We start from the raw sequence: 20,150 nt of genomic DNA on the forward strand, positions 1-20,150 counted from the left end.
CCAACCCGCAGCCATTCGTATGGAGAAAGTCTGCCGAGGAAATCCTCGACTCCCTCGCCAGATATCTACAACGGATTTCCGGCGCAGCACACTAGTGTGCTGCCGGTCGTTATCGGCCGCTGATCCTCGGGTACCGCCTGCGGCGGCCCAGGAAGGTACGCGGTGGCTGCACCGACTTCGCACGGCCGTCTGGCGCTGAGGACGGCATTGCCCGGTTCGTGACGCAGGAACCGGGCAACCGCACCAGGAAGGTGCGCGCTACCGGTGCCCGCTCACGCTCCGGTAACACGCTGAGTGATCGAATCACCGGCGGAAGTCGGCAATGAGCGAGGACTAACGATGACGCAGCTGGACACGAAGGAGACCGAAGCCGGGACCTGGCGCGTGAAGGTCCGCGCCGCCCTCGCGCCGGACTCGTGGAAGCGCGGCCCTGTGGTCGCCGCAATGGCCCTGCTGCTGGGTGTGCTCATGCTGTTTCACGAGCTGGTCCCGAACCGGATCGGGAACCTCGGCAGCCTGGTGGAGACCTTCCTGCCGTGGTTCGGCCTGGGCATACCGGTGCTGCTGGCCGGGGCGCTGTGGCGTCGCTCCCCCGCCGCCGGGGCCGCGCTGCTGCTGCCAGCCGCGGTGTGGCTGAGCCTCTTCGGCGGGCTGCTCGGCGACAAGTCCCAGCCGGGCGGCGACCTCACGGTGGTGCAGCACAACGTCGGCGCCGAGAATCCCGACCCGGCCGGCACCGCCCGCGACCTGGCCACCTCCGGAGCGGACGTGCTGGCCCTGGTGGAGCTGACCGAGCAGGCCCGGGAAACCTACGAGCAGGGGCTGGCGGAGGTTTACCCGTACCACACGGTGCAGGGCACGGTCGGGCTGTGGAGCAGGCTGCCGCTGTCGGACACCCGGCCGATCGACACCAGGATGGACGTCGGGCCACTCGGGCACGCCAAACCGGCCGAGGAGAAACTGGCCTACAACCGGGCGCTGCGCGCCACGGTGACCACCGGCAAGGGTCCCCTGGCGGTGTACGTGGCCCACCTGGGATCCGCCCGGGTCAACCCCCGGGGCGGCTTCTCGACCGGTGACCGTGACCGCAACGCCCAGGCGCTCGCCGAGGCCGTCGCCGCCGAGCGCAACGAGCGGGTGGTGCTGCTCGGCGACCTGAACGGCACGGTCGACGACCGCGCGCTGGCCGGCCTCACCTCGCGACTGCGCTCGGCCCAGGTCGCGGCCGGGGACGGCTTCGGCTTCAGCTGGCCGGCCGCGTTCCCGGTGGTGCGGATCGACCAGATCCTGACCAAGGGCATACAGCCGCAATGCTCGTGGGTGCTGCCCGCCACCGGCAGCGACCACCTGCCGGTGGCGGCCCGACTCGGCTGGTGAGCACAACGCGGCGAGCGGCGATCACGCCCGGCCGGACGGATGATAATAACGTCACACTTCGATATCCTTCTCTTTCTTGATGCTTTCTTTCCTATTACGAAAGCGTTCTGAGGAGGAGCGATGCCCCGCACCCGATCCCCCGTCGTCTCCGCGTGCCTCGCGCTCGCGTCGATCGCCGCCACGCTCGTCGGCGCCCAGCTCGTGACCGCCGCGCCCGCGGCGGCCGCCACGACCGCACCCCAGCTCGTCGTCAACGGCGACTTCGCCGACCCCGACGTCACCCGCTTCGACGGCGTCTACTACGCCTACTCGACCAACAACGGCTTCGGCAACGTGCCGGTCGCCTCGGCGACCTCGCCGACAGGGCCGTGGACGCGGCGCGGCAACGCTCTGCCGAGCCTCGGCGCTTGGGCGAGCGGCGGCCTGACCTGGGCCCCCGAGGTGACCCGCCGGGCCGACGGCCGATACCTGCTGTACTACACGGCCCGCAGCACCGCCGTGGGCAGGCAGTGCATCGGCGCGGCCCTGGCGACCTCCCCGATCGGGCCGTTCACGCCGGTCGGCACCCAGCCGCTGGTCTGCAACGGCGGTGAGGGCGGCGACATCGACGCGTCGAGTTTCGTCGACAGCACCGGCGCGCGCTACCTGCTGTACAAGGACGACGGCAACGCCATCGGCCAGCCGACGAGCCTGTGGCTGCAGGGCGTCGCCGCCGACGGCCTCACCTTCCAGGGCGCACGCGTCGAGCTGCTGCGCAGCGGGCGGCCCGAGGAGAACGGCGTCATCGAGGCCCCGGTGCTGACCAAGGTCGGCTCGCAGTACGTGCTGTTCTACTCGCTGGGCGGCTACGGCGGCGACGGCTACCAGACCAGCTACGCAACCTCGGCGTCGCTGACCGGGCCGTACACGAAGGCGTTCCGGTCGCTGCTCACCACCGACAGCGTCAACGGCGCGGTCCGCGGGCCGGGCGGTGCCGACGTGGTCCGCGACCCCGCCGGGGACCACCTGGTGTTCCACGGCTGGATCAACAACTACAGCGCCCGGGGCATGTACGTCGCGGCACTCGGCTGGTCCGGCGGCTTCCCCGTGGTCCGGGGCAGCCGGGTGCGCACCGAGGCCGAGCGCGGCACCCTGAACCGCTGCGCGATCCGCAACACCACCACCGCGTCGCAGGGCCAGGCCGTGGCGTACATCGACTACGCCGACAGCTGGGTGCAGCTGAGCGTCTTCGCACCCCGAGCCGGGGCCTACACGGTGTACGTCGCCTACGCGGCGGGCTTCGGCGACGCCCAGCACACGCTGACCGTCAACGGCGGCTCCCCCACCACCGTGAACTACCCGAACACCGGCTGGGAGACCTGGCGGCAGGTCCCGGTCGACGTCAACCTGGCGGCCGGCACGAACACGGTGCGGCTGACGTTCCTGTCCCGCTGGGCCGAACTGGACTACATCGAGGTGGCGTAGCCACGGTCGAGGCCCGGCGCCCGCAACGGGTCGCCGGGCCTCATGCCGTCAGGACGGGCGGCCGGTGGTGTACAGCCACTGGTCGAAGAAGCCGTCCAGTTGCCGGCCCGCGGCCTGCTCGGCCAGGGCGATGAAGTCGGCGGTGCTGGCGTTGCCGTCCTTGTGCCGCTCGGTCCAGGTGCGCAGGATGCCGAAGAACGTGTCGTCGCCGACGAGGCGGCGCAGCGCGTGCAGGGTCATGCCGCCGCGCTCGTAGACGCTGTCGGAGAAGATCTCCTCGCGGCCCGGGTCGCCGGGCGGGACCTTCCACAGGTCCGACTTCTTGTCGGCGTAGCGTTTGTCGTACTGCTGCTGCACGGTCGGGCCGCCGTCGTGCTCCAGCCACATCCACTCGGCGTAGGTGGCGAAGCCCTCGTTGAGCCAGATGTCGCGCCAGGTGTCCACCGAGACGCTGTCCCCGAACCACTGGTGCGCCAGCTCGTGCGCGAGGATGCCGGTGTCGGGGCCCTCGGCCCAGGTCTCGGCGGTGTACACCGGGCGGGTCTGGCTCTCCATCTCGTCCTCGACGCGGCGTTCGGCGACCACGATCCCGCCGTAGGCGTCGAACGGGTACGGACCGGCGATCGTCTCCAGGAAGTCGGCGACCTCCGGGGTCCGGGCCAGGTTGCGGTCCGCCTCCCCCACCGGGACCTTCTCCGCGATCGCGGTGATCACCGGCTTGCCCTGGTGCTCGCCCTGCGCCAGCCGGAACCTGCCGACCGCCATCAGCGCCAGGTAGGACGCCATCGGCGAGGTGACCTCCCAGCGCCAGGTGCTCCAGCCCGCGTTCTCGGTGCGCCCGCGCAGCAGCCCGTTGCTGATCCCGCTGTAGCCGTGGGGCACGGTCAGCGCGATGTCGTACAGCGCCTTGTCGCGCGGGTGGTCGTTGACCGGGAACCAGGCCGCCGCCGACTGCGGCTCGCCGACGGCCACCGCGCCGCGCCGGCTGGTGAAGAAGCCGTTGTTCTCGGCGTCCCCGTCCGGGGTGTCGGCGGGGCGGCCGCCGTAGACGACCTCGGTGGTGAAGACGGCCCCGGAGGCGACCGGCGCGGCCGGGGTGATCACCAGTTCGTCGCCCTCGCGCGTGGACTTGGCGGCCCGCCCGTCGACGGTGACCTTGCCGACCGTCAGCCCGTACAGGTCGAGGTGGAACCGGTCGAGGGCCTGAGTCGACTTGGCGCGCACCGTCGTGGTCCCGTCCAGCCGCCCGGTGGCCGGATCGAACTTGACCTTCAGCTGGTATCGCTCGACGTCGTAGCCGCTGTTGCCGTACGTCGGGAAGTAGGGGTCCCCGATGCCGGCCAGACCGACCTGCCCGGTCAGGCCCGGCGGGAGGAGGCTGCAGCCGGCCAGCAGCGAGCAGGTGGCGACCATCATCCCCATGATTCGGGCTTTTCGCATGGAATCACGTTAAGTGAGACACGGGTTCGGCGTGGACGGTCGGTGAAGCTGAGAAGAACCTGCGAACGCTTCCCGGTCGAACGCGGCGCATTACCTGCCAGGACCTGAGGGCCGGGCTGAACTCCGGTAATGCTTCTCGCTGAGATCGGCGAGCACCGCGACCCGGTCGTCGTGCAGGTCCGTCCACGGAAACGCGGCGTCCGGCTCCCGGCTACTGCTGCGGGTGAGGTGCACGACGGCGTACCTGCCGTCGTCCTGGACGCGGAACAGGATGTCGTCGCACCGGGTGCAGCGCGCGAGCAACACCAGGGGTTTGCCTTCCAGGACGTGCCCGGCGGCCCGCTCGTGCTCGAACTGTGCCAGCAGGGCGTGCCGCCGGTCGGGGTCGGCGGCGAGATCCGACCAGTGCGCGGGCAGGACGAGCCGGCCGTCGTCCACGATCACCGCACCGTCCGCCAGCAGGCGCAGCTCGCGCAGGCCTTCCGGGTACCGGTCGTCGTGGTACTCGACGACGTGGCTGTCCAGTAGTTCGAGGGCCAGCGCCGTGGCCAGGACCATCCCGTCGGCGTAGAACTCGTGCGAATCGTCGGGCGACGCGAACCCCGAGTCCGGCGGGTACTGATGGTCGAGGGTCTGGTCGAAGCGCTGCTTCCAGGCCGCCAGATGGCTGACGAGCGCCTCGCTGATCGGCAGGGACGCGGGGTCGCGCACCTGCGAGATCCCGTCGGCGTCGGTGACCGACAGCGGGTGGCCGCAGCAGTAGTCGGCGCTCATGACGATCCGTTGCCTGGTCATCGGCCGATGATCGCACCATCGGGCCGCCGGCCTCGACCGGGTTTGCCGACCCGGTCGAGGCCGTGCCTGGTCAGAACGTGTACGGGGTGGCGTACTGCGGGCGCAGGATCGTCGTGCGCGGGGCGACCTGGCGGATCGCCGCCTCGAACGCGGCCAGCCGCTGGGCGTCGGCGGGCGCGACGACCGGCGGGTTCTGCAGCGGCGTCTCGAAGTTGTCCCAGTGCACCGGCACCACGACCGCGGGGCGGTCCAGCGCCTCGATCAGGCGGGGCACGTACTCGTGCGTGGCGGTGCTGGACGGCAGGGCCAGCATGGCTACGTCCGGGTTCAGGCCGCGCAGGTTGCGCTCGACGAAGTCGCTGGCGCCCATGAAGAACACCGACGGCCCGCCGGTGACGGTGAGCTGGTACGACAGCGTGTCGCCCTCGGGCAGGTCGGCGATGGTGGCCGGGGCCGGGCTCGGCGGGCTGGTGCGCACCCCGGGGAACGCCATCGAGTACGACCCGTTGCGGCTGTGCAGCGCGGGCACGACCTCGACCGAGTAGTCGCCGAACGCCAGCACCTCCCCGCCCTTCACCGGGCTGAGCTGCGACGCGGGCACGCCCGCGGCGAGCCCGAGGTGGTACGCGGTGAGCGTGCCGAAGACCCGCGCGCCGGTGGTCGTCGCCACGTGCGGCACGTCGTTGAAGTGGTCCCAGTGGGTGTGCGTGACGAACACGGTCTCCGGCTTGCCCGCGTGCGCGGCCACGGTCGCGGCGTCGACGGTGAGCGCGGTGGCGGGGTCGAACGCGCCGGTGAACAGGCCGGTCGGGAAGCGGGTGACGTACGGGTCGATCAGGACGGTGCGAGCCCCGATGTCGATGCGCCAGCCGGAGGTGCCCAGCCAGCGGAACGTAGCCGTCTGCCGTTTCGCGGTGCTCGACCGGGGGCTGGGCGCGGCGACGGCCGGTGCGGCGACGGCCGGGATGGCGGCCATCGAGGTGAGCGCGGTGCCCGCGGCGGCCGTCGCGAGGAAGCGGCGGCGGCCGACCTGGTGCTCTGACATGGTGTTTCCCCTCGTGCGGTGGATCAAGGTGACCAGCGCAGCGAAACACCCGGCCGGCGGCACCGTCCAAGATGGCAGAGCGGCACCTGCCATATCGGTCCTGATATCACCCCAGTTCAGGCGTTAGCCGATGATGGCGGCAAGTGTCCTATGTCACTGTCCGCGCAGCTCGTCGACGGCCAGTTTCGCGGCCCGGCCGAGCACCAGGTCGAGGTCCAGGCGCGGCATGGACAGCCGCTCGGTCCTGGCGAACACCGCCACGGCGTAGCGGCCGCCGTCCGGGTACTCCACGACACCGGCCTCCATGTGCAGGCCGGGCAGCGTGCCGGTCTTGCCGGCGACCCGGACGCCGGGCGGGAAGGCGGCGGCGAGCCGGGTCCAGAACAGCTGCCGGAACATCAGCGCGCGCACGGTCGCGCAGGCCTGCGCCGGGCCGGCCTCGTCCCGCCAGATCAGCGCGAGCAGCCGGGTGATCTCCTCCGGGGTGCTGGAGTTCGTGTGCGCAGGGTCGTACACCCGCAGCGCCCGGACCCGCTCTTCGGGAAGGGCGGGGAAGATCCGGGCGAACTCGTCGTCGTCACGCGCGCCGACATCGGCGATCATGGTTTCCAGGATCTCGCGGGGCCCGCCGATCAGCCTGGTGCGGACCAGGCCCAGCTCCTGGGCGAGCAGCGGCAGCAGGTCCGGGCCGCCGATGCGGCTCAGCAGCATGTCGGCGGCGGTGTTGTCGCTGACGGACATGGTGAAGTAGGCCAGGTCGCGCAGCGACACCTCGACGTCGTCGGCGCAGCCGGCCGTCCCCCAGCCGCCGAGCCGGTCGCGCGAGCGGACCAGCACCCGTTCGGCCGGGTCGAGCGAGCCGGCGACGGCCTGCCGGGCGAACTCCAGTACCAGCAATATCTTGAAAATGGAGCCGATGACGACCTGGTCGTCGGCCGCGACGGCGACCTGCCGGCCGGTGTCGAGGTCGCGCGCGTGCAGCCACCCCCGCATCTCCGCGTCGGCGAACACCTCCGCGATCCGGTTCGTGATCAACATCTGGTCAGCCTATGGTCGGACGGTGGATCTCTCCAAACACCTGCGCTACTTCCTGACCGTCGCGGAGGAACTGCACTTCAGCCGGGCGGCGGCGATCCTCGGCATCGCGCAGCCCCCGCTCAGCCAGGCCATGCGGCGGCTGGAGGACGAGCTCGGCGTGACCCTGTTCGACCGGCTGCCCCGCGAGACGGCCCTGACCGCCGCAGGCCATGCGCTGCGCGACGAAGCACGGGAGTTCCTGGCCGCCGAGCAGCGGCTGCGCACCCTGATGAGCAGCGTCCGCGACGGCGCGCTCGGCACCCTGCGCGCCGGGGTGCCGCCGGAGATCCCGGCGGCGGCCCTGGGCGAGCTGCTGCGCCGACTGGCCGAACAGGCCCCCGGGCTCGACGTCGACTTGCAGGAGCTGACCACGGCCGAGCAGTTGGAACTGCTCGCCGCCGCCCGGCTCGACGTGGGCCTGCTGCATCAGCCGGTTGACGACGTGGACCTGTGCGCGGGCCCGGCCGTCCGCACGCGGCTGGGCGTGGTGCTGCCCCGCACCTCCCCGCTGGCCAGGTCGAACGAGCTGACCCTGGCCGACCTGGCCGGGCACGGCCTGGTCGTGTTCCCCCGCGCCACCGCGCCCGACTGGTATGACCACCTGCTGGCGGTGTGCCGCGAGCACGGCTTCACCCCCGGCCGGATCCGGCACGCCCGCAACCCCGAGTTCCTGTGCGGGCTGGTGCTCGCCGGTCAGGGCGTGGCGCTGGAGCGGGAGTCGGCGACCCGCCGCGAGCCGCGGGTCACCTGGCGGCCGCTGACCGGCGACCCCCTCTGGCAGCAGGTCGCGGCCGTGTGGCCGCGCCGCTCACCGCACCCTGCGGCGTTGCGCTTCGCCGCCGTCGCCGGTGAGGTCCTCACCCGGTCCGCGGGGCTGCCCGTGCCGGAGCGGGCCGAAGGAGCGCCTCCGCCGTGGTCGGTGGTCTTCCACACCGCCCCGGGCGTATGACCGGGCTCAGGAGTTGAGCAGCTCGCGGACCTCACGGGCGAGTTCTACCGAGGCCTCGATCTCGACCTTGCGGATGGACACGCTCTCGACGTTGAACCCGAACGGCACGCCCAGCCGCCGGCAGAACGCGGAAAGCTCGCGAGCCGTGGCGATGCACTGCTGGTAGGACTCCGTCAGCGGGTCCTCGGAGTAGCGCAGCGCGTTCTCCAGCCAGCGGGGCACGTCCACGCCGAGCCAGTGCAGGAACGACAGTGTCTTCAGCGAACCGCACACCGACAGCGTGAAGATCACCGGACGGGGCGCGACGCCCTTCTGCGAGCAGGTGTAGAAGTAGTCCGAGAGCATGCTCTTGGTCGCGTCGACGTCGTACACCACCTGCGTGATGAAGAACGACGCGCCGCGGTCCTGCTTGGTCAGCATGCGCAGGTGCTCGTCGCCGCTGCGGGTGTAGCGCTCGGTGATGGCGACCGCGCCGAGCGGCAGGTCGGCGCGGGCCCGGTCGCGCAGGGCGTACGCCTGGGTCAGGCCGGTGCGCACGCCCTTGTCCCGCGACGACGCGCCGACGAAGACGCTCAGCACCCGGTCGGTGTCCACCTCGCCGAGCCAGTCCGCCAACTCGGGCTCGGTGTACTTGCCGACGCACCGGTAGATGACCGCGGGCCGCTCCCAGCCGCCGAGGTGATCGCGGTGGAACGACACGGGGTCCATCGTCGGCAGATACGGGAACGGGCGCTCCTGCGGGTTGCGGTCGCTCTCGTCGTCGATGTCGTAGAGGATCAGCCCGTCGAGGTCCACCGTGGCCAGCCGGGCCAGGGTCACCTCGGCGATCTGGGCGGCCTGCTCGGCCGAGACGCTGCTGCGCGGCGGGGTGATGCCGAGCAGCAGCACCCCCGTCTCGGCCCGCTCCAGCATCGCGCGCAGGGACCGGCGGGCAGGTGCGGAGTCGTCAGCCATGCGCTCACGATATCGAACCTGCTCGTACCAAACCGACCCGCGTCAAGGCGATCCACGCCACAACATGTCGCACGCGACGGCATCGAGCGGCCCGTGGCCGGGTGTGCGGTGCCACCCGGCCACGTCCCGCTCAGTCCACGAGTGTGCAGAGGTTGGTCGTGGTGCCGTGGACCATCGTGAGGGTCTTCTGGAACGTGGGCGTGAACGCGACGCTGTAGACGCCGTCGATCAGCCACATGCCGCGCGGCAGGGTGCTGCCGTCCGCCCGGAACCCGAAGATCACCGGGCCGACCACGTAGTAGGTCATCGACCCGTCCGTGCCGTACTGGACCATCGCCGTGCCGCTCGCGTCGACCTCCGTGAACACCCCCGTCTCCAGGTTGGTGAACTTGACGATGAGGTCGCCGGCGTACAGCTCGCGCTTCGGCTTGCCGTCGGCGTAGGTGTCCAGGACGAGCTTGCGCACCTCGTCCCGGATCGGCTCACTGCGGATGGCGAAGTCGCAGCGAGCCCCGGCGGGCTGCTCGAAGGCGGCCGACGGGGCCGGCACCCAGCCGCCGTGCGCACCGGCTCCGCCGGCCGGTTCGGTGGCCTGAGCCGGCGCGGCCCCGGCCAGCAGCGCGGTGACCATGACCGCGGCCGCGATGACTGCTCGACGCATGAACGCTTCCCTCCTGTTGCTTCGTCACGTGCCGGGACAGCCTGGCGCGGCCGGCTCACCACGGCCTGACCACCGAAAAGGGGCCAATGAGGACGACTCACGTGACCCGGCAGCGGCGACACGCCGCCTTCGCGGTATGCCTCACCACCTCCTCCACAAGCGTCAAGGTCAACCACTCGGGCAGCTCCGAGCGTCCTACCGGTATGGAGTTCCGCCTGCTCGGCCCGTTCGAGGCGAGTCACCACGGCCGTCTCGTGGAGATCGCCAGCCGCCGCCAGGAACGCTGCCTGCTGGCCCTGCTGCTGCTCGACCTCGGGCACCTGGTCACCATCGACCGCCTCATCGACCTGCTGTGGAACGGCAGCGCTCCGGCCTCGGCGCGCGGCGCCGTGTACACCTACGTGGGCCGCCTGCGCGCCGCACTGAACCCGTACGGCGTGCGCATCACCACACGCGCCGACGGATACCTCGTCGAGGCCGACGACCACCGGGTCGACGTCACCGACTTCCACCGCACCGTGCAGCAGGGGCTGGACGCCGCCGATCCCGCCGTGCGGGCCGCCCTGCTCGACGGCGCGTTGCAACAGTGGCGAGGGCCGCTGCTGGCCGACGTGGCCGACGACGCGCTGCGGCACCGGCTCGACGGGCAGCTCGACGAGGCCCGGCTGGTCGCCGTCGAGATGCGCGCCGAGGCGCAGCTCGCCCTCGGTCGGCACGCCCGCGTGAGCAAGGACCTGGCCGGGCTCGCCGACGCGTATCCCCTGCGCGAACGGCTCGTCGGCATCCTGATGACCGCCCACTACCGCGCCGCCCGCCAGGCCGACGCCCTGCTGCTGTACGAGGCCACGCGCAAGGCCCTGGCCACCGAACTCGGCGTCGACCCCGGCCCCGACCTGCAGGAACTGCACCGGCGCATCCTCCGCAACGATGCGCGCCTGGACCAGCCGCGCCGCGCGGTGTACGAGGTGCGGATCCGCGAGGAGGTGCTGCCGTGGACCGTCGGCGGGCACCCCGCGCTCGACTTCTGCAACACCTTCGCCGGCTGGGGTTTGCCGACGCCGCCCCCACCCGGCGCCGAGTGGCTGCGCGGCTACAACACCTTCGCGGTGTGGTGCGGCTACATCGGGCTCGCCGACGACCCGACCGTCACCCGCCTGCTCACGCTCGCCGCCCGCGACCCGGCCGAGGCCGACCGGACCCTGGAACAGGCCCGGACACTTCGCGCACAGGTGTACGCCTGCCTCAACGGGCACGCCGACCACGCCGCGTTCGACGCCGTCGCCAGGGCCGCCGAGGCGGCCGCCAAGACGCTGGAGTACACCCGCGACGAGACCGGCGGCGGCCGCTGGCGGCCCGGCCTGGACGCCGGACTGCGGCTGCCCCTGCACGCCGCCGCCTGGAGCGCCGCCGAACTGCTCGCCGACCCCCGACGGCTGACCATACGGTCCTGCGCCGAATCCCACTGCCGGTGGCTGTTCCTGGACGAGGCCGGCATGCGCCGCTGGTGCAGCCTGGTGACCTGCGCCGGTTAGGGTTCCAGCGTCGCGGCCATGCCGAAGGCGGCGACGTGGTGCGCGCCGACGAAGGCGTTGCTCTCCACGATCTTTCCGTGCTCGATCCGGAGCACGTCGACGACCAGGGCCTCGTAGCGCGGGCTGCCGGGCCTGCGCAGGTAGCAGATCAGCGCGGGACGCCCGTTGGCGGAGCTGGGAAAGGTGCGCCAGTCGAGGGGACGGCTGAGGAACCGCACGACCGCGTCGATCCCGACGACCGGCGGCTCGGGCGGCATCGTGATGCGCACGTCCTCGGCGAGCAGGGCGCGCAGCGACGGCGGATCCGTGGCATCGGCGTACCGGCGCAGGATCTCCTCGTCCTCGCGGGTCAGCGGCGGGCGCCGCCAGTCGCGCGGGTCGGCCGGGGCGTGGTGGCGCACCGTGTGGCGGGCCCGCTGGAGGAGGCTGTTGACCGCGGTGACCGGGGTGTCGAGCGCGGCCGCGACCTCCTGCGGCCGCCACCCGTGGACGTCGCACAGCACGAAGGCAGCCCGCTGCCGTCCCGGCAGGTACCTGAGCGCCGCGATCAGGGCCAGTTCGACGGTCTCTCGGCCGGCCACACCGGTCTGCGGGTCGTCGGCGAGCAGGGCGTCGGGATAGGGGCCGATCTCGGTGGACCACTCCAGCAGGTCACCCGCCGGCGTGGTCCGGTGGGCTGCGGCTTTGCGGCTGTCGAGGAAGGCGTTGGTGGCGATCCGGTACAGCCACGTCCGCACGGACGCGCGTCCCTCGAAGCGGTCGCGGGCTCGCCAGGCGCGCAGGAAGGTCTCCTGCACCAGGTCGTCGGCGTCGGGGACGTTGCCGACCAGGTGGTAGCAGTGCAGGTGCAGGTCGCGGGGGTGCTCGCCGAAAGCAGCCTGCAGCCGTGCGGCCCGCTCGTCAGGCGCGTCGGACATGCGGTTCTCCCGCAGTTCGTTCGTCACGACGGTACTGACGATCGGCAGACCGAACCTTCATCGGTGACCGATGACGGAAGCCGCCCGCGCTCGTCTGAACCGTGACCGATCCGACACACGAGAGGACTACACCATGTCGGCGAACCCCGTGCTCCGCGCCGAGAACCCGCCCGTCGTCGACCGGCGGACCTGGCTGCGGGCCCGCGAAGAACTGCTGGCCCGGGAGAAGGCCCATACGCGCGAGGGTGACGCCGTCGCCGCCGCTCGCCGCAGGCTGCCGATGACCCTGATGCCGCCGGTCGCCGTGCAGGGCCCCGGCGGACCGACCCCGCTGGTGGACGTGTTCGAGGGACGCCGGATGCTCATCGCGTACTTCCACATGTGGCACGACGGCGAGCCGTTCGAGCAGCAGTGCGAAGGCTGCACCTTCTCCACCTGCCACGTGCAGGTGTTGGACTACCTGCACGCCCGGGACGTCACCTACGCCGTGTTCTGCCAGGGGCCGTACGCCGACAGTGCCGCGTTCGCGAAGTTCATGGGGTACCCGTTCCCCTGGTATTCGGCACGCGACAGCGATCCGGCCCTGGCCGACGGGCGCGACTTCGGGTTCATCGCCTGCTACCTGCGTGACGGCGACCAGGTCTACGAGACCTACTGGACCACCGGCCGGGGCGTCGAAGCGCTGATGACCAGCTACCACGCCCTCGATCTGACGGTGTACGGCCGCCAGGAGGGCTGGGAGGACTCCCCTGACGGCTGGCCGCGCGTGAGCGGACACCCGTGGCGGCTCGACGGCCGCCCGACCGCGCAGTGGAGCCGCCCCGGCGTACGCCCGCCGACGACCTGACCGGTCGGGACCTGCTCAGTCACCGACGCGCACGACGGTGGTCCGCGCGTCGGTGACGGCCTGCCGCACGATGGCCTCCAACCTGCGCATCTCCAGCTCCAGCCCGCAGGCGAGCGGCCCCGTCCGCACGGTCAGCATGCGGGCGGCCTCGGACATCGGCAGGTTCAGCGCCGCACGCAGCTCCTTCACGAGGCGAACCCGGTCGGCGTCCGGGACGGAAACCTGCAATCCGAACCAGCCGCCCTGCGCCCGCAGCAGAGCGTGGTCGTTCCCGTCGGCAGTCGGGCCGAGCAGGATTTCCACGGCGTACGCGCAGCCGGCGCACCGCTCCGAGGCGTCCCAGCGGATCCGCACCCCGTCCAGCCAGCCGACCACGTCGTACGTCGCCACACCCGCGCATTGCGGGCACTTGATCGTCGAGGTCGCGCTCTGCTCGTACGCCATCGTCGCCGCCCTCCGTGAGGGCGACAGCATACGGTCGCCTTCACGGCCGGGCCGCTGTGATCCGTCCCAGGAGGCGCGGCAGCGGTCCGGCGGGCGGTGTCCAGACGTCGCGGTCCTCGTAGGACCAGGCGTAGGTGGGGTTGCCGTCGCGTACGAGGTCGCGCAGTCCGGGGAGGCCGAGTTCGCACGCCGACCATTCGTACAGCAGCTGCAGGCGCGGCTGGATCACGCCGTAGTCGAGCATCCGGCCCAAACGGTGCTCGTGGGCGAGGTAGGCGCGCAGCTCCTCGGCCGGCGGGTAGCGGTCGGGCAGGACCCTGCCGAGCGACAGGAACACCCCGGCCATGCCCAGTCGCGGGTCCCCGAGCAGCCGGCCCAGCACGGCGAGCCTGCCCAGGGCCAGCTTCGGCGCGGCGACCAGCGCGTGCGTGTACAGGACCCGGAGCAGGGCGACGTTGAGGAAGAAGCGTTCGGGCATCGACTCGCGTTCGGCGAGCTCCCGGTTGTCCAGATAGCCGGCGCAGATGCTGGCGTTGTGGGCCCGGTACCAGTTGCGTGCCGTCGGGTGGTGGATGAAGGCGGTCCACAGCGCGACCGCTGGTGACGACGGGTCGCCCGGCAAGCCGCCCGAGCGGGCCATTGCTTCGCAGCCGTCGCGCAGCAGCCGGTCGTTGACGGCTCGCCACCAGCGACTGCCCGGCGGCTGCGCGGTGAGGGAGTTGAGCACGCCGCGGCGGGCCTGCCAGCGCATGAACGACATCGCGGCCCGCCGGAACGGCAGGTGCTGCGGGGCCCGGCCCTGCGGACCGTGGTAGGTGCGGGCCAGCAGCGCGATGCGGCGCAGCGGGTCGTCGCGTACCTCCGCGACCTGGGCGGCAGCCCAGTCTGCCGCGGGGTTCGGCGACCGCTCGCCGCCACCGCCCGGCCGCGTGGCGCGTGCTCGCGGCTCACGTCGGCCGAGGCGCACGCCTGTCCTTGCGTTGGGCGAGTTCCTCGTCGTCCACCAGGACGAGCATCGGCTTGCCGGGTTCGCACAGCATGGTGACGAGAAAGCGCACGCGTGCGTCGTCGCGGTTGTTGCCGTCCTGGTAGTGGATGACGTCACCGCCGGGCTCCCAGAACACCTCGCCCGCGCGGACGACCCGCTCGGGCTCGCCCTCCAGTTCGAACAGCATCTCGCCTTCCAGCACGTACCCGAAGGCCGGGCCCGAGTGCCGGTGCGGCGGCGTGCCGGGGTCGCCGGGCGGATACTCGATGACCACGGTCATCGCGTGGGCTCCCGCCGGGATGAACGGCGGCTGCGCCTCCTGCAGCATGGTGAGCGCCGTCTGCCACGCGGTCGACCTCGGCTGCCCGCCGGCCGGGTTGCTGCCTGCCATGAGAGATTCCTCCGTGATGAGATGGGTGGCCGATGTCGCCGTGGTCACGCCCGGCCGGCGAGGCCGAGGGTGAGCAGGTCGGCCATGCCGAAGCCCGCACCGGCGGACGGCAGGACCGGCTGCCAGTCCGGTTCCAGGCTCAGGTAGCTCAGGGCGTCGGCACGCTGCAGGCCGATGAGGACCTCCGCGACGATGCGGCCGCCGACCGGGCCGAGCCGGTCGCCGCCGCCGCGGTGTTCGGCCTCCTTGAGGATGTAGAACCACAGCGGGGTGCCCTGCGGCCAGCTCTGCTCCAGCTCGTCAGCGGTCAGCGGGTCCGCCCCGAGCAGCCCGGCGACGGCTTCGCCGCTGGGCAGCGCGGTCGTGTCGCCGCGCAGCAGGTCCCGGACGGCCAGCGAGCGGTACGCCTCCGTGTCGACGGCCCCGGTGACCTGCTCGGGCAGGCCGATGAGGCTGGCGGCGAGGCGCCCGTCGAGGCGTTTGGCCCGCTGCGCGGGCGGGTGGCCGGGCAGGTCGAAGATCTGGGCGAGGTCGAGTCTGCGGTCGGCGGGCACCGGGCCGAAGCCGACCAGGTCCGGGAAGAGCGGCACGGCGGGGCCGCCGTCGACGAGCCGGTAGGTGTGCCGGATCTGGCCGTGGCCGTAGCGGAACGCGGCGTCGGCGAACTCCAGCGGGATGTACGCCTGCCCCGCCGGTGGCGCGAACCACTGGCCGCCCTCAGCCAGCACCTGCTCGACCAGCTCCGCCCCGACCAGGCGCGGCAGGAAGTCGTGGACCGTGATCCACTGGTAGTGCCAGGTGAGGGTGATCCGGGCCTTGTCGAACACGTCGGCCTCGGGCACGCCCTTCTCGCGGAGCAGGTCGACGATGCGGTTGTGCGCTCGCAGCAGCGCCATGTGCAGCGACAGCGCGAACAGGTGCGAGTCGTTGCGGGGGTCGCCGATCAGCGCCACGCCCTGCTGGTTGCGCGGCACGTCGCCGCCGTCCGGCCCGAGCAGGAACTTCGCCGGATCGTGCACGTCGAACAGGAACGGCGAGCCGATCGGGCCGTCGGAGTAGACCATCTCCAGGTTGAGTTTCGGGGCGCGGGCGTTGCGCAGCGCCTCCGGGTCGACCCCGCCCATGATCGGCGAGCGGTCGGCGGTGATGTCGTGGGCGATGAGCTGGCCGAAGAAGGGCCAGCCGGCGGCCTCGGTAGCGTCGTCGCGCCCGGGGTTGAGCCGGTCCAGGACCGCCGTGGCGTCGCAGACCCCGCCGTCGACGCCCGCGCGCACCAGCAGCTGCGGGTCGGTGCCCAGCGGGGCCAGGCCGGGGAACATGCGCCCGTAGCGGGCCGCGCCGGTGGGCCGGTCGACGGCGCGCGCCATGCTCAGGCAATGGTCCCGCGCGGCCACCCGGCTGCCGTGCGCGTGTGCTGGAGCGCCGCTCACCTGCCGAGCGTATGCCTCGCCGTGGTCCGGTCCGGTCTGGTTGAGCAGATGGCCCGCCGTCATGCCCGCCTCCGCCTGCCGTCGTCGGGCCGGGAGGTGTCCTCCACGGCCTCCACCGCGCCGAGCAGGTTGCGCAGGCCGACCTCTTCGCTCTGGGTGTACGCCGGATCGAGCATCCACTCGTCCATGGGCGCCTCGACGGCCTGCTCCTCGGGCAGGCTCGCCGCGGCCTGGGCCAGTTCGGCCCTGACCTCGGTCTCGAGGTCGTGCAGGAAGGCGTTGTCGCCGGTCGGGGTGTTCATAGTTCCTCCAGGACGGTTCATTTCGCGGTGCCGTCGCGGCCCGGCCAGTCGCGGTAGCGGATCTCGCCGAGGGCCGCGCCGTCACCGGGCAGCAGGGTCCGCTCGCCCAGTTCGGCGCCGAAGTAGGCGGCGTGCGGGTCGGTGACGACCTGTCGCGGATCGTTGCGGCCGGCCAGGGCGTCGCGGAAGAACTCGTCCATGCGGACCGGTTCGGGTCCGGCCACCTCAACCGTCGCGTTCAGCGGCGCGCCGACCGCGACCCGGCCGACGGCCCGGGCCACCTCGTCGCTCGCGATGGGCTGGAACAGCACCGGGGCGAAGTGCACGGTGTCGCCGTCGGTGGCCGCGTCGGCCATGCTCTTCACGAACTCGAAGAACTGGGTCGCGTGCACGATCGAGTACGGGACCGGCGAGTTCTCGATCAGCTCCTCCTGGGCGCTCTTGGCCCGGAAGTAGCCGCTGGCCTGCAGCCGGTCGGTGCCGACCACCGACAGGGCCACGTGGTGCCCGACGCCCGCCGCCGCCTCGGCGGCCAGCAGGTTTCGGGTGGAGGTGGTGAAGAAGTCCATCACCGCGGCGTCTTCGAACGACGGCGAGTTCGACACGTCGATCACCACGTCCGCGCCGGTCAGGGCGTCGGCCAGGCCCTCGCCGGTGAGGGTGTTCACGCCCGTGTTCGGGGAGGCGGCCACCGCTTCGTGGCCGTGCTCGCCGAGCTTGGACACCAGCTTCGAGCCGATCAGGCCGGTGCCGCCGATCACCACGATCTTCATAGCGTCCTCCCGTTCGCCGGGACGGCCGGTCGCCGCCCTCTACCAGCTAAGACAGGGCAGCTGTAGCTCCTGTGACAGCCCCAAGACGATCATGCGGGTCTGGCGGTGGAGATCCGGGCGAGTTTGGCGGGGTTCATCACCCACATGACCTGGTCGATACCCTCCGGCGTGGCATGGATCGCCGCGAGCGCGACGCTGACGCCGTCCCGGGAGATCAGCACCGCGGGCCCGCCGTTGGCCTCGATCCAGGTGAACTCGGCCCCGGTCCAGAAGTGCGGGGCGAACGCCACGATGAACTTCGCCACCGTGGTCCTGCCGACGACGGGGATGCGGGCGGCGCGCACCGCTCCGCCGCTGTCGGAGTAGCTGACGACGTCGGAGGCGAGCAGCTCCTCCAGCGCGGCGAAGTCGCCCGTGCGGGCCGCCGTCAGGAACGCGCTCAGCAGCGGCCGCTGCTCGGCCGGGCGCACGGACTCGCGCGGGGAGTCGGCGACCCGCTTGCGGGCCCGGCTGACCAACTGGCGGGCGCTGTCCTCGGTCGCCTGGACGATGTCGGCGATCTGCCGGTACGGGTAACTGAACGCCTCCCGCAGCACGTACGCGGCCCGCTCGGTCGGCGTCAGCTTCTCCATCAGGACCAGCATCGCCATTTCCAGTGCTTCGCCCTGTTCCGCCCCTAAAGCCGGATCTGCGCTGGTATCGACTGGTTCGGGCAGCCACGGCCCGATGTAGGTCTCCCGGCGGGCACGGGCCGACTGCGCGGCGTTGATCGCCAGCCGGGTCGTCGTCGTGGCGAGGAACGCACCCGGATCCCGCACCGTGTCACGGTCGTAGGCCTGCCAGCGCAGCCAGGCCTCCTGCACGATGTCCTCGGCCTCGGCCGCGCTGCCGAGCATGCGGTAGGCGATGCCGAACAGGCGCGGGCGCAGGCTCGCGAACACCGAGGCAGCCTCTTCGAGAGCGGCCGCCGACGGTTCGCCCAGAGCCGGCACCCATTCATGCTAACGATCTTTTCCCGGCCGGGTCCGTGCTTCGCCGCTGGTGGACGGCCCGCCGGCCGGTCACCCGCCGATCGTCACCGCCGCGCGGTGCGCCCGCCCCGTGCCGCCGGGCTCTTGCGGCGTTCGGGGCGCTTCGCCGGGGCCGCGGGCTTCGCCGCCGGCTCCTGCTCCTGCCGTTCCTTGAGCCGCTTCTGCTCACGCAGCACCTCGGCGTGCGTGGCGCGTTCGGCGATCAGCCACTCCGGCGGGTCCGCGACCAGCTCCGCGATCTGCGCCGTGGTGAGCGCCTCGGTGATGCCCGCGCGGGCCAGCCCGCTGTTGGACACCCGCAGGCGAGCAGCGACCACGTTGCGCGGGTGCGGGCCGTCGCGGCGCAGGTCGGACAGCCACTGCGGAGGGTTGCGCTGCAGCTCGTCGAGTTCCTCGCGCGAAACCAAGCTCTCCTGGAACTCCTTCGGCGTGGCCGGCAGGTACACGTCCAGCTTCAGCGCCGCAGTGGCGGCCTTCATCACCTGGGGCTTCTTGGGCTTGGTCACCGCCTCAGCCTAACGGTCGGGTAGGTCGCCGCCGACCGCGGTGCCTGCCGTCACCGATCCGGGGACACCGGGCTCCCGGTACCCTGACCAGGTTGCGCCAGCCGCAGCGCTGCCCGTACGCCGGTGCCTGGCCGGTCGACGCTTCGGAGGTAACCGTGACCGACCCCGAGGACGCCCGTCCCGTGTTCCGCCTGCTGGCCGTGCCCGGTGTCACCGTCGACAAGTGGGCCCGGGTCTGGTCCGAGCGCCGACCGGAGGTCGAGCTGCGGGTGGAGCCCGCCGAGGCGGCCGAGGCCGCCGCGCTGCTGGCCGTGGAGGCCGACGCCGGCCTGCTCCGCACGCCGGTCGACCAGGACGTCTTCCACGCCATCCCGCTGTACACCGAGGTGACGGTCGTCGTGGTGCAGCGCGATCACCTGCTGTCGGCCGCCGACGAGTTGACGGTCGCCGACCTCGCCGACGAGATGCTGCTGAGCCCCTTGGACGATGTGATCGACTGGACCGGTGTGCCAGGCGCCCCGGCGGTCCTCGATCACCGCCCGGACACCACGGCCGACGCGGTCGAACTCGTGGCCGCCGGCGTCGGCGTGCTGGTCGTGCCGCAGTCGCTGGCCCGTGCCCACCACCGCCGCGACCTCACCTACCGGGTGGTCACCGACGCCCCGACGTCGTCGATCGGGCTCGTGTGGGCCCGCGACCGGTACACCGATCTGGTCGAGGAGATGATCGGGATCGTCCGGGGCCGGACCGCGAACAGCACCCGCGGCCGCACCCAGCCCGAACCGCCCGCCCGCCCGGCGGCCAAGGCCGCGCCTCGCGCCACTCCCCCGTCAGGCCGGACGCCCACACGGCGCGGCGGACCCAGCCCTCGCACCTCCCCAAAGCGGCGGGGCCGGTGAACACCTGATCGCAAGGCCGCGTTGCGGCACCCTCCTACGGTGTCGCCATGAACGGGGACCTTCTTTTTCTGCTGCTCGCGATCGCCGCGCCGCTGTGCGTGGTCGGCATCGCACTGCTGGCAGTGATCATGATTTTGCGCCGACGACGGCCGCGCACGCCGTTGGAGCAGGCCCGGCGGGCCGTGCGCGCCGCGTCTCGGCAGAGCGCTCGCCTCGGCCGGTCGGGCCAGCGCGGCAAGGGCTCGGGCAAGCAGTTCGACGACGCGACCTTCTACGGCTCGGACGGTGGCAGCGCCGGGTTCTGAACGGCCGCGCCTTCACCGACGGC

General features: G+C 72.1%; 22 protein-coding genes. 7 read left to right on the forward strand and 15 right to left on the reverse strand.

What is annotated here, in order from left to right; genetic code table 11:
• The first annotated feature begins 339 nt into the window (after positions 1–339).
• Together AB0B66_RS10810 and AB0B66_RS10815 are read left to right on the forward strand one after the other, a co-directional pair.
• Entirely contained in the window at positions 340–1,377 is a 1,038-nt protein-coding gene (locus AB0B66_RS10810; RefSeq protein WP_360526340.1) for an endonuclease/exonuclease/phosphatase family protein, read from the forward strand.
• Positions 1,378–1,497: 120 nt separating this feature from the next.
• Positions 1,498–2,841 (forward strand): family 43 glycosylhydrolase, encoded by a 1,344-nt coding sequence (locus tag AB0B66_RS10815; protein ID WP_360526343.1) that lies wholly within the window; start codon positions 1,498–1,500, stop codon positions 2,839–2,841.
• 48 nt (positions 2,842–2,889) lie between these two features.
• Here the strand turns inward: AB0B66_RS10815 and AB0B66_RS10820 are convergent, their stop codons facing one another.
• The 4 genes from AB0B66_RS10820 to AB0B66_RS10835 form a co-directional block, all read right to left on the reverse strand.
• Positions 2,890–4,281: a M1 family metallopeptidase gene (locus tag AB0B66_RS10820; RefSeq protein WP_360526346.1), complete on the reverse strand. Its 1,392-nt coding sequence runs from the start codon at positions 4,279–4,281 to the stop codon at positions 2,890–2,892.
• Positions 4,282–4,371: 90 nt separating this feature from the next.
• Positions 4,372–5,076, reverse strand: coding sequence for a hypothetical protein (locus AB0B66_RS10825; protein ID WP_360526349.1), 705 nt, complete (start codon positions 5,074–5,076; stop codon positions 4,372–4,374).
• 70 nt (positions 5,077–5,146) lie between these two features.
• Complete coding sequence (locus tag AB0B66_RS10830; protein WP_360526352.1) at positions 5,147–6,121, reverse strand: MBL fold metallo-hydrolase; 975 nt, start codon at positions 6,119–6,121, stop codon at positions 5,147–5,149.
• A gap of 153 nt (positions 6,122–6,274) precedes the next feature.
• Positions 6,275–7,159 carry a serine hydrolase gene (locus AB0B66_RS10835; protein ID WP_360526355.1) on the reverse strand — a complete coding sequence of 295 codons (885 nt, stop codon included), beginning with the start codon at positions 7,157–7,159 and terminating at the stop codon, positions 6,275–6,277.
• 22 nt (positions 7,160–7,181) lie between these two features.
• Here AB0B66_RS10835 and AB0B66_RS10840 point away from each other — a divergent pair, with 22 nt between their 5' ends.
• A complete protein-coding gene (locus AB0B66_RS10840) occupies positions 7,182–8,147 on the forward strand; it encodes a LysR family transcriptional regulator (RefSeq protein WP_360526358.1) in 966 nt (321 codons plus the stop codon).
• 6 nt (positions 8,148–8,153) lie between these two features.
• Here AB0B66_RS10840 and AB0B66_RS10845 read toward each other — a convergent pair whose 3' ends face one another.
• Both AB0B66_RS10845 and AB0B66_RS10850 read right to left on the reverse strand, forming a co-directional pair.
• Positions 8,154–9,101 carry a 5,10-methylenetetrahydrofolate reductase gene (locus AB0B66_RS10845; RefSeq protein WP_360526361.1) on the reverse strand — a complete coding sequence of 316 codons (948 nt, stop codon included), beginning with the start codon at positions 9,099–9,101 and terminating at the stop codon, positions 8,154–8,156.
• A gap of 130 nt (positions 9,102–9,231) precedes the next feature.
• On the reverse strand, positions 9,232–9,762 hold the full coding sequence (locus tag AB0B66_RS10850; RefSeq protein WP_360526364.1) for a hypothetical protein: 531 nt from the start codon (positions 9,760–9,762) through the stop codon (positions 9,232–9,234).
• 101 nt (positions 9,763–9,863) lie between these two features.
• Between AB0B66_RS10850 and AB0B66_RS10855 the strand changes: the two genes are divergently transcribed.
• The gene (locus tag AB0B66_RS10855; protein ID WP_360526367.1) at positions 9,864–11,294 is read left to right on the forward strand and encodes a BTAD domain-containing putative transcriptional regulator; all 1,431 of its coding nucleotides are present in this window, start codon (positions 9,864–9,866) and stop codon (positions 11,292–11,294) included.
• On the opposite strand, the gene AB0B66_RS10860 is transcribed toward AB0B66_RS10855, so the two are convergent.
• Positions 11,291–12,238, reverse strand: coding sequence for an RNA polymerase subunit sigma-70 (locus tag AB0B66_RS10860; RefSeq protein ID WP_360526370.1), 948 nt, complete (start codon positions 12,236–12,238; stop codon positions 11,291–11,293). The genes AB0B66_RS10855 and AB0B66_RS10860 overlap by 4 nt on opposite strands.
• Before the next feature lie 106 nt (positions 12,239–12,344).
• Between AB0B66_RS10860 and AB0B66_RS10865 the strand changes: the two genes are divergently transcribed.
• Positions 12,345–13,058: a DUF899 family protein gene (locus tag AB0B66_RS10865; RefSeq protein WP_360526373.1), complete on the forward strand. Its 714-nt coding sequence runs from the start codon at positions 12,345–12,347 to the stop codon at positions 13,056–13,058.
• A 15-nt stretch (positions 13,059–13,073) separates the two neighbouring features.
• Here AB0B66_RS10865 and AB0B66_RS10870 read toward each other — a convergent pair whose 3' ends face one another.
• The 8 genes from AB0B66_RS10870 to AB0B66_RS10905 form a co-directional block, all read right to left on the reverse strand.
• Positions 13,074–13,502, reverse strand: a complete 429-nt coding sequence (locus tag AB0B66_RS10870) for a hypothetical protein (RefSeq protein ID WP_360526376.1) — start codon at positions 13,500–13,502, stop codon at positions 13,074–13,076.
• 40 nt (positions 13,503–13,542) lie between these two features.
• Entirely contained in the window at positions 13,543–14,469 is a 927-nt protein-coding gene (locus tag AB0B66_RS10875; protein ID WP_360526379.1) for a hypothetical protein, read from the reverse strand.
• Positions 14,450–14,881 carry a cupin domain-containing protein gene (locus tag AB0B66_RS10880; RefSeq protein ID WP_360526382.1) on the reverse strand — a complete coding sequence of 144 codons (432 nt, stop codon included), beginning with the start codon at positions 14,879–14,881 and terminating at the stop codon, positions 14,450–14,452. The genes AB0B66_RS10875 and AB0B66_RS10880 overlap by 20 nt, the downstream gene beginning before the upstream one ends.
• Before the next feature lie 44 nt (positions 14,882–14,925).
• Entirely contained in the window at positions 14,926–16,374 is a 1,449-nt protein-coding gene (locus tag AB0B66_RS10885) for a peroxidase family protein (RefSeq protein ID WP_360526385.1), read from the reverse strand.
• Positions 16,371–16,613, reverse strand: coding sequence for a hypothetical protein (locus AB0B66_RS10890; protein ID WP_360526388.1), 243 nt, complete (start codon positions 16,611–16,613; stop codon positions 16,371–16,373). The genes AB0B66_RS10885 and AB0B66_RS10890 overlap by 4 nt, the downstream gene beginning before the upstream one ends.
• A 17-nt stretch (positions 16,614–16,630) precedes the next feature.
• A complete protein-coding gene (locus AB0B66_RS10895; protein WP_360526391.1) occupies positions 16,631–17,386 on the reverse strand; it encodes an SDR family oxidoreductase in 756 nt (251 codons plus the stop codon).
• A gap of 89 nt (positions 17,387–17,475) precedes the next feature.
• The gene (locus tag AB0B66_RS10900) at positions 17,476–18,378 is read right to left on the reverse strand and encodes an RNA polymerase sigma-70 factor (RefSeq protein WP_360526394.1); all 903 of its coding nucleotides are present in this window, start codon (positions 18,376–18,378) and stop codon (positions 17,476–17,478) included.
• An 83-nt stretch (positions 18,379–18,461) separates the two neighbouring features.
• Positions 18,462–18,923 (reverse strand): DUF5997 family protein, encoded by a 462-nt coding sequence (locus tag AB0B66_RS10905; RefSeq protein ID WP_360526397.1) that lies wholly within the window; start codon positions 18,921–18,923, stop codon positions 18,462–18,464.
• Between the two features lie 155 nt (positions 18,924–19,078).
• On the opposite strand from AB0B66_RS10905, the gene AB0B66_RS10910 reads away from it, so the two are divergent.
• Together AB0B66_RS10910 and AB0B66_RS10915 are read left to right on the forward strand one after the other, a co-directional pair.
• Positions 19,079–19,822: a LysR substrate-binding domain-containing protein gene (locus AB0B66_RS10910; RefSeq protein ID WP_360526400.1), complete on the forward strand. Its 744-nt coding sequence runs from the start codon at positions 19,079–19,081 to the stop codon at positions 19,820–19,822.
• 47 nt (positions 19,823–19,869) lie between these two features.
• A complete protein-coding gene (locus AB0B66_RS10915) occupies positions 19,870–20,127 on the forward strand; it encodes a hypothetical protein (RefSeq protein ID WP_360526403.1) in 258 nt (85 codons plus the stop codon).
• Positions 20,128–20,150 lie beyond the last annotated feature (23 nt).

The sequence above is a fragment of the Catellatospora sp. NPDC049111 genome (genome assembly GCF_040648615.1).
GTDB lineage: Bacteria > Actinomycetota > Actinomycetes > Mycobacteriales > Micromonosporaceae > Catellatospora > Catellatospora aurea.

Excerpts from the sequence above, each read along its gene's own strand:
- AB0B66_RS10810 (WP_360526340.1), top strand. The coding sequence starts at position 340 with ATGACGCAGCTGGACACGAAGGAGACCGAAGCCGGGACCTGGCGCGTG.
- AB0B66_RS10815 (WP_360526343.1), top strand. The coding sequence starts at position 1,498 with ATGCCCCGCACCCGATCCCCCGTCGTCTCCGCGTGCCTCGCGCTCGCG.
- AB0B66_RS10820 (WP_360526346.1), bottom strand. The coding sequence starts at position 4,281 with ATGCGAAAAGCCCGAATCATGGGGATGATGGTCGCCACCTGCTCGCTG.
- AB0B66_RS10825 (WP_360526349.1), bottom strand. The coding sequence starts at position 5,076 with ATGACCAGGCAACGGATCGTCATGAGCGCCGACTACTGCTGCGGCCAC.
- AB0B66_RS10830 (WP_360526352.1), bottom strand. The coding sequence starts at position 6,121 with ATGTCAGAGCACCAGGTCGGCCGCCGCCGCTTCCTCGCGACGGCCGCC.
- AB0B66_RS10835 (WP_360526355.1), bottom strand. The coding sequence starts at position 7,159 with ATGTTGATCACGAACCGGATCGCGGAGGTGTTCGCCGACGCGGAGATG.
- AB0B66_RS10845 (WP_360526361.1), bottom strand. The coding sequence starts at position 9,101 with ATGGCTGACGACTCCGCACCTGCCCGCCGGTCCCTGCGCGCGATGCTG.
- AB0B66_RS10850 (WP_360526364.1), bottom strand. The coding sequence starts at position 9,762 with ATGCGTCGAGCAGTCATCGCGGCCGCGGTCATGGTCACCGCGCTGCTG.
- AB0B66_RS10865 (WP_360526373.1), top strand. The coding sequence starts at position 12,345 with ATGTCGGCGAACCCCGTGCTCCGCGCCGAGAACCCGCCCGTCGTCGAC.
- AB0B66_RS10870 (WP_360526376.1), bottom strand. The coding sequence starts at position 13,502 with ATGGCGTACGAGCAGAGCGCGACCTCGACGATCAAGTGCCCGCAATGC.
- AB0B66_RS10880 (WP_360526382.1), bottom strand. The coding sequence starts at position 14,881 with ATGGCAGGCAGCAACCCGGCCGGCGGGCAGCCGAGGTCGACCGCGTGG.
- AB0B66_RS10885 (WP_360526385.1), bottom strand. The coding sequence starts at position 16,374 with ATGACGGCGGGCCATCTGCTCAACCAGACCGGACCGGACCACGGCGAG.
- AB0B66_RS10890 (WP_360526388.1), bottom strand. The coding sequence starts at position 16,613 with ATGAACACCCCGACCGGCGACAACGCCTTCCTGCACGACCTCGAGACC.
- AB0B66_RS10895 (WP_360526391.1), bottom strand. The coding sequence starts at position 17,386 with ATGAAGATCGTGGTGATCGGCGGCACCGGCCTGATCGGCTCGAAGCTG.
- AB0B66_RS10915 (WP_360526403.1), top strand. The coding sequence starts at position 19,870 with ATGAACGGGGACCTTCTTTTTCTGCTGCTCGCGATCGCCGCGCCGCTG.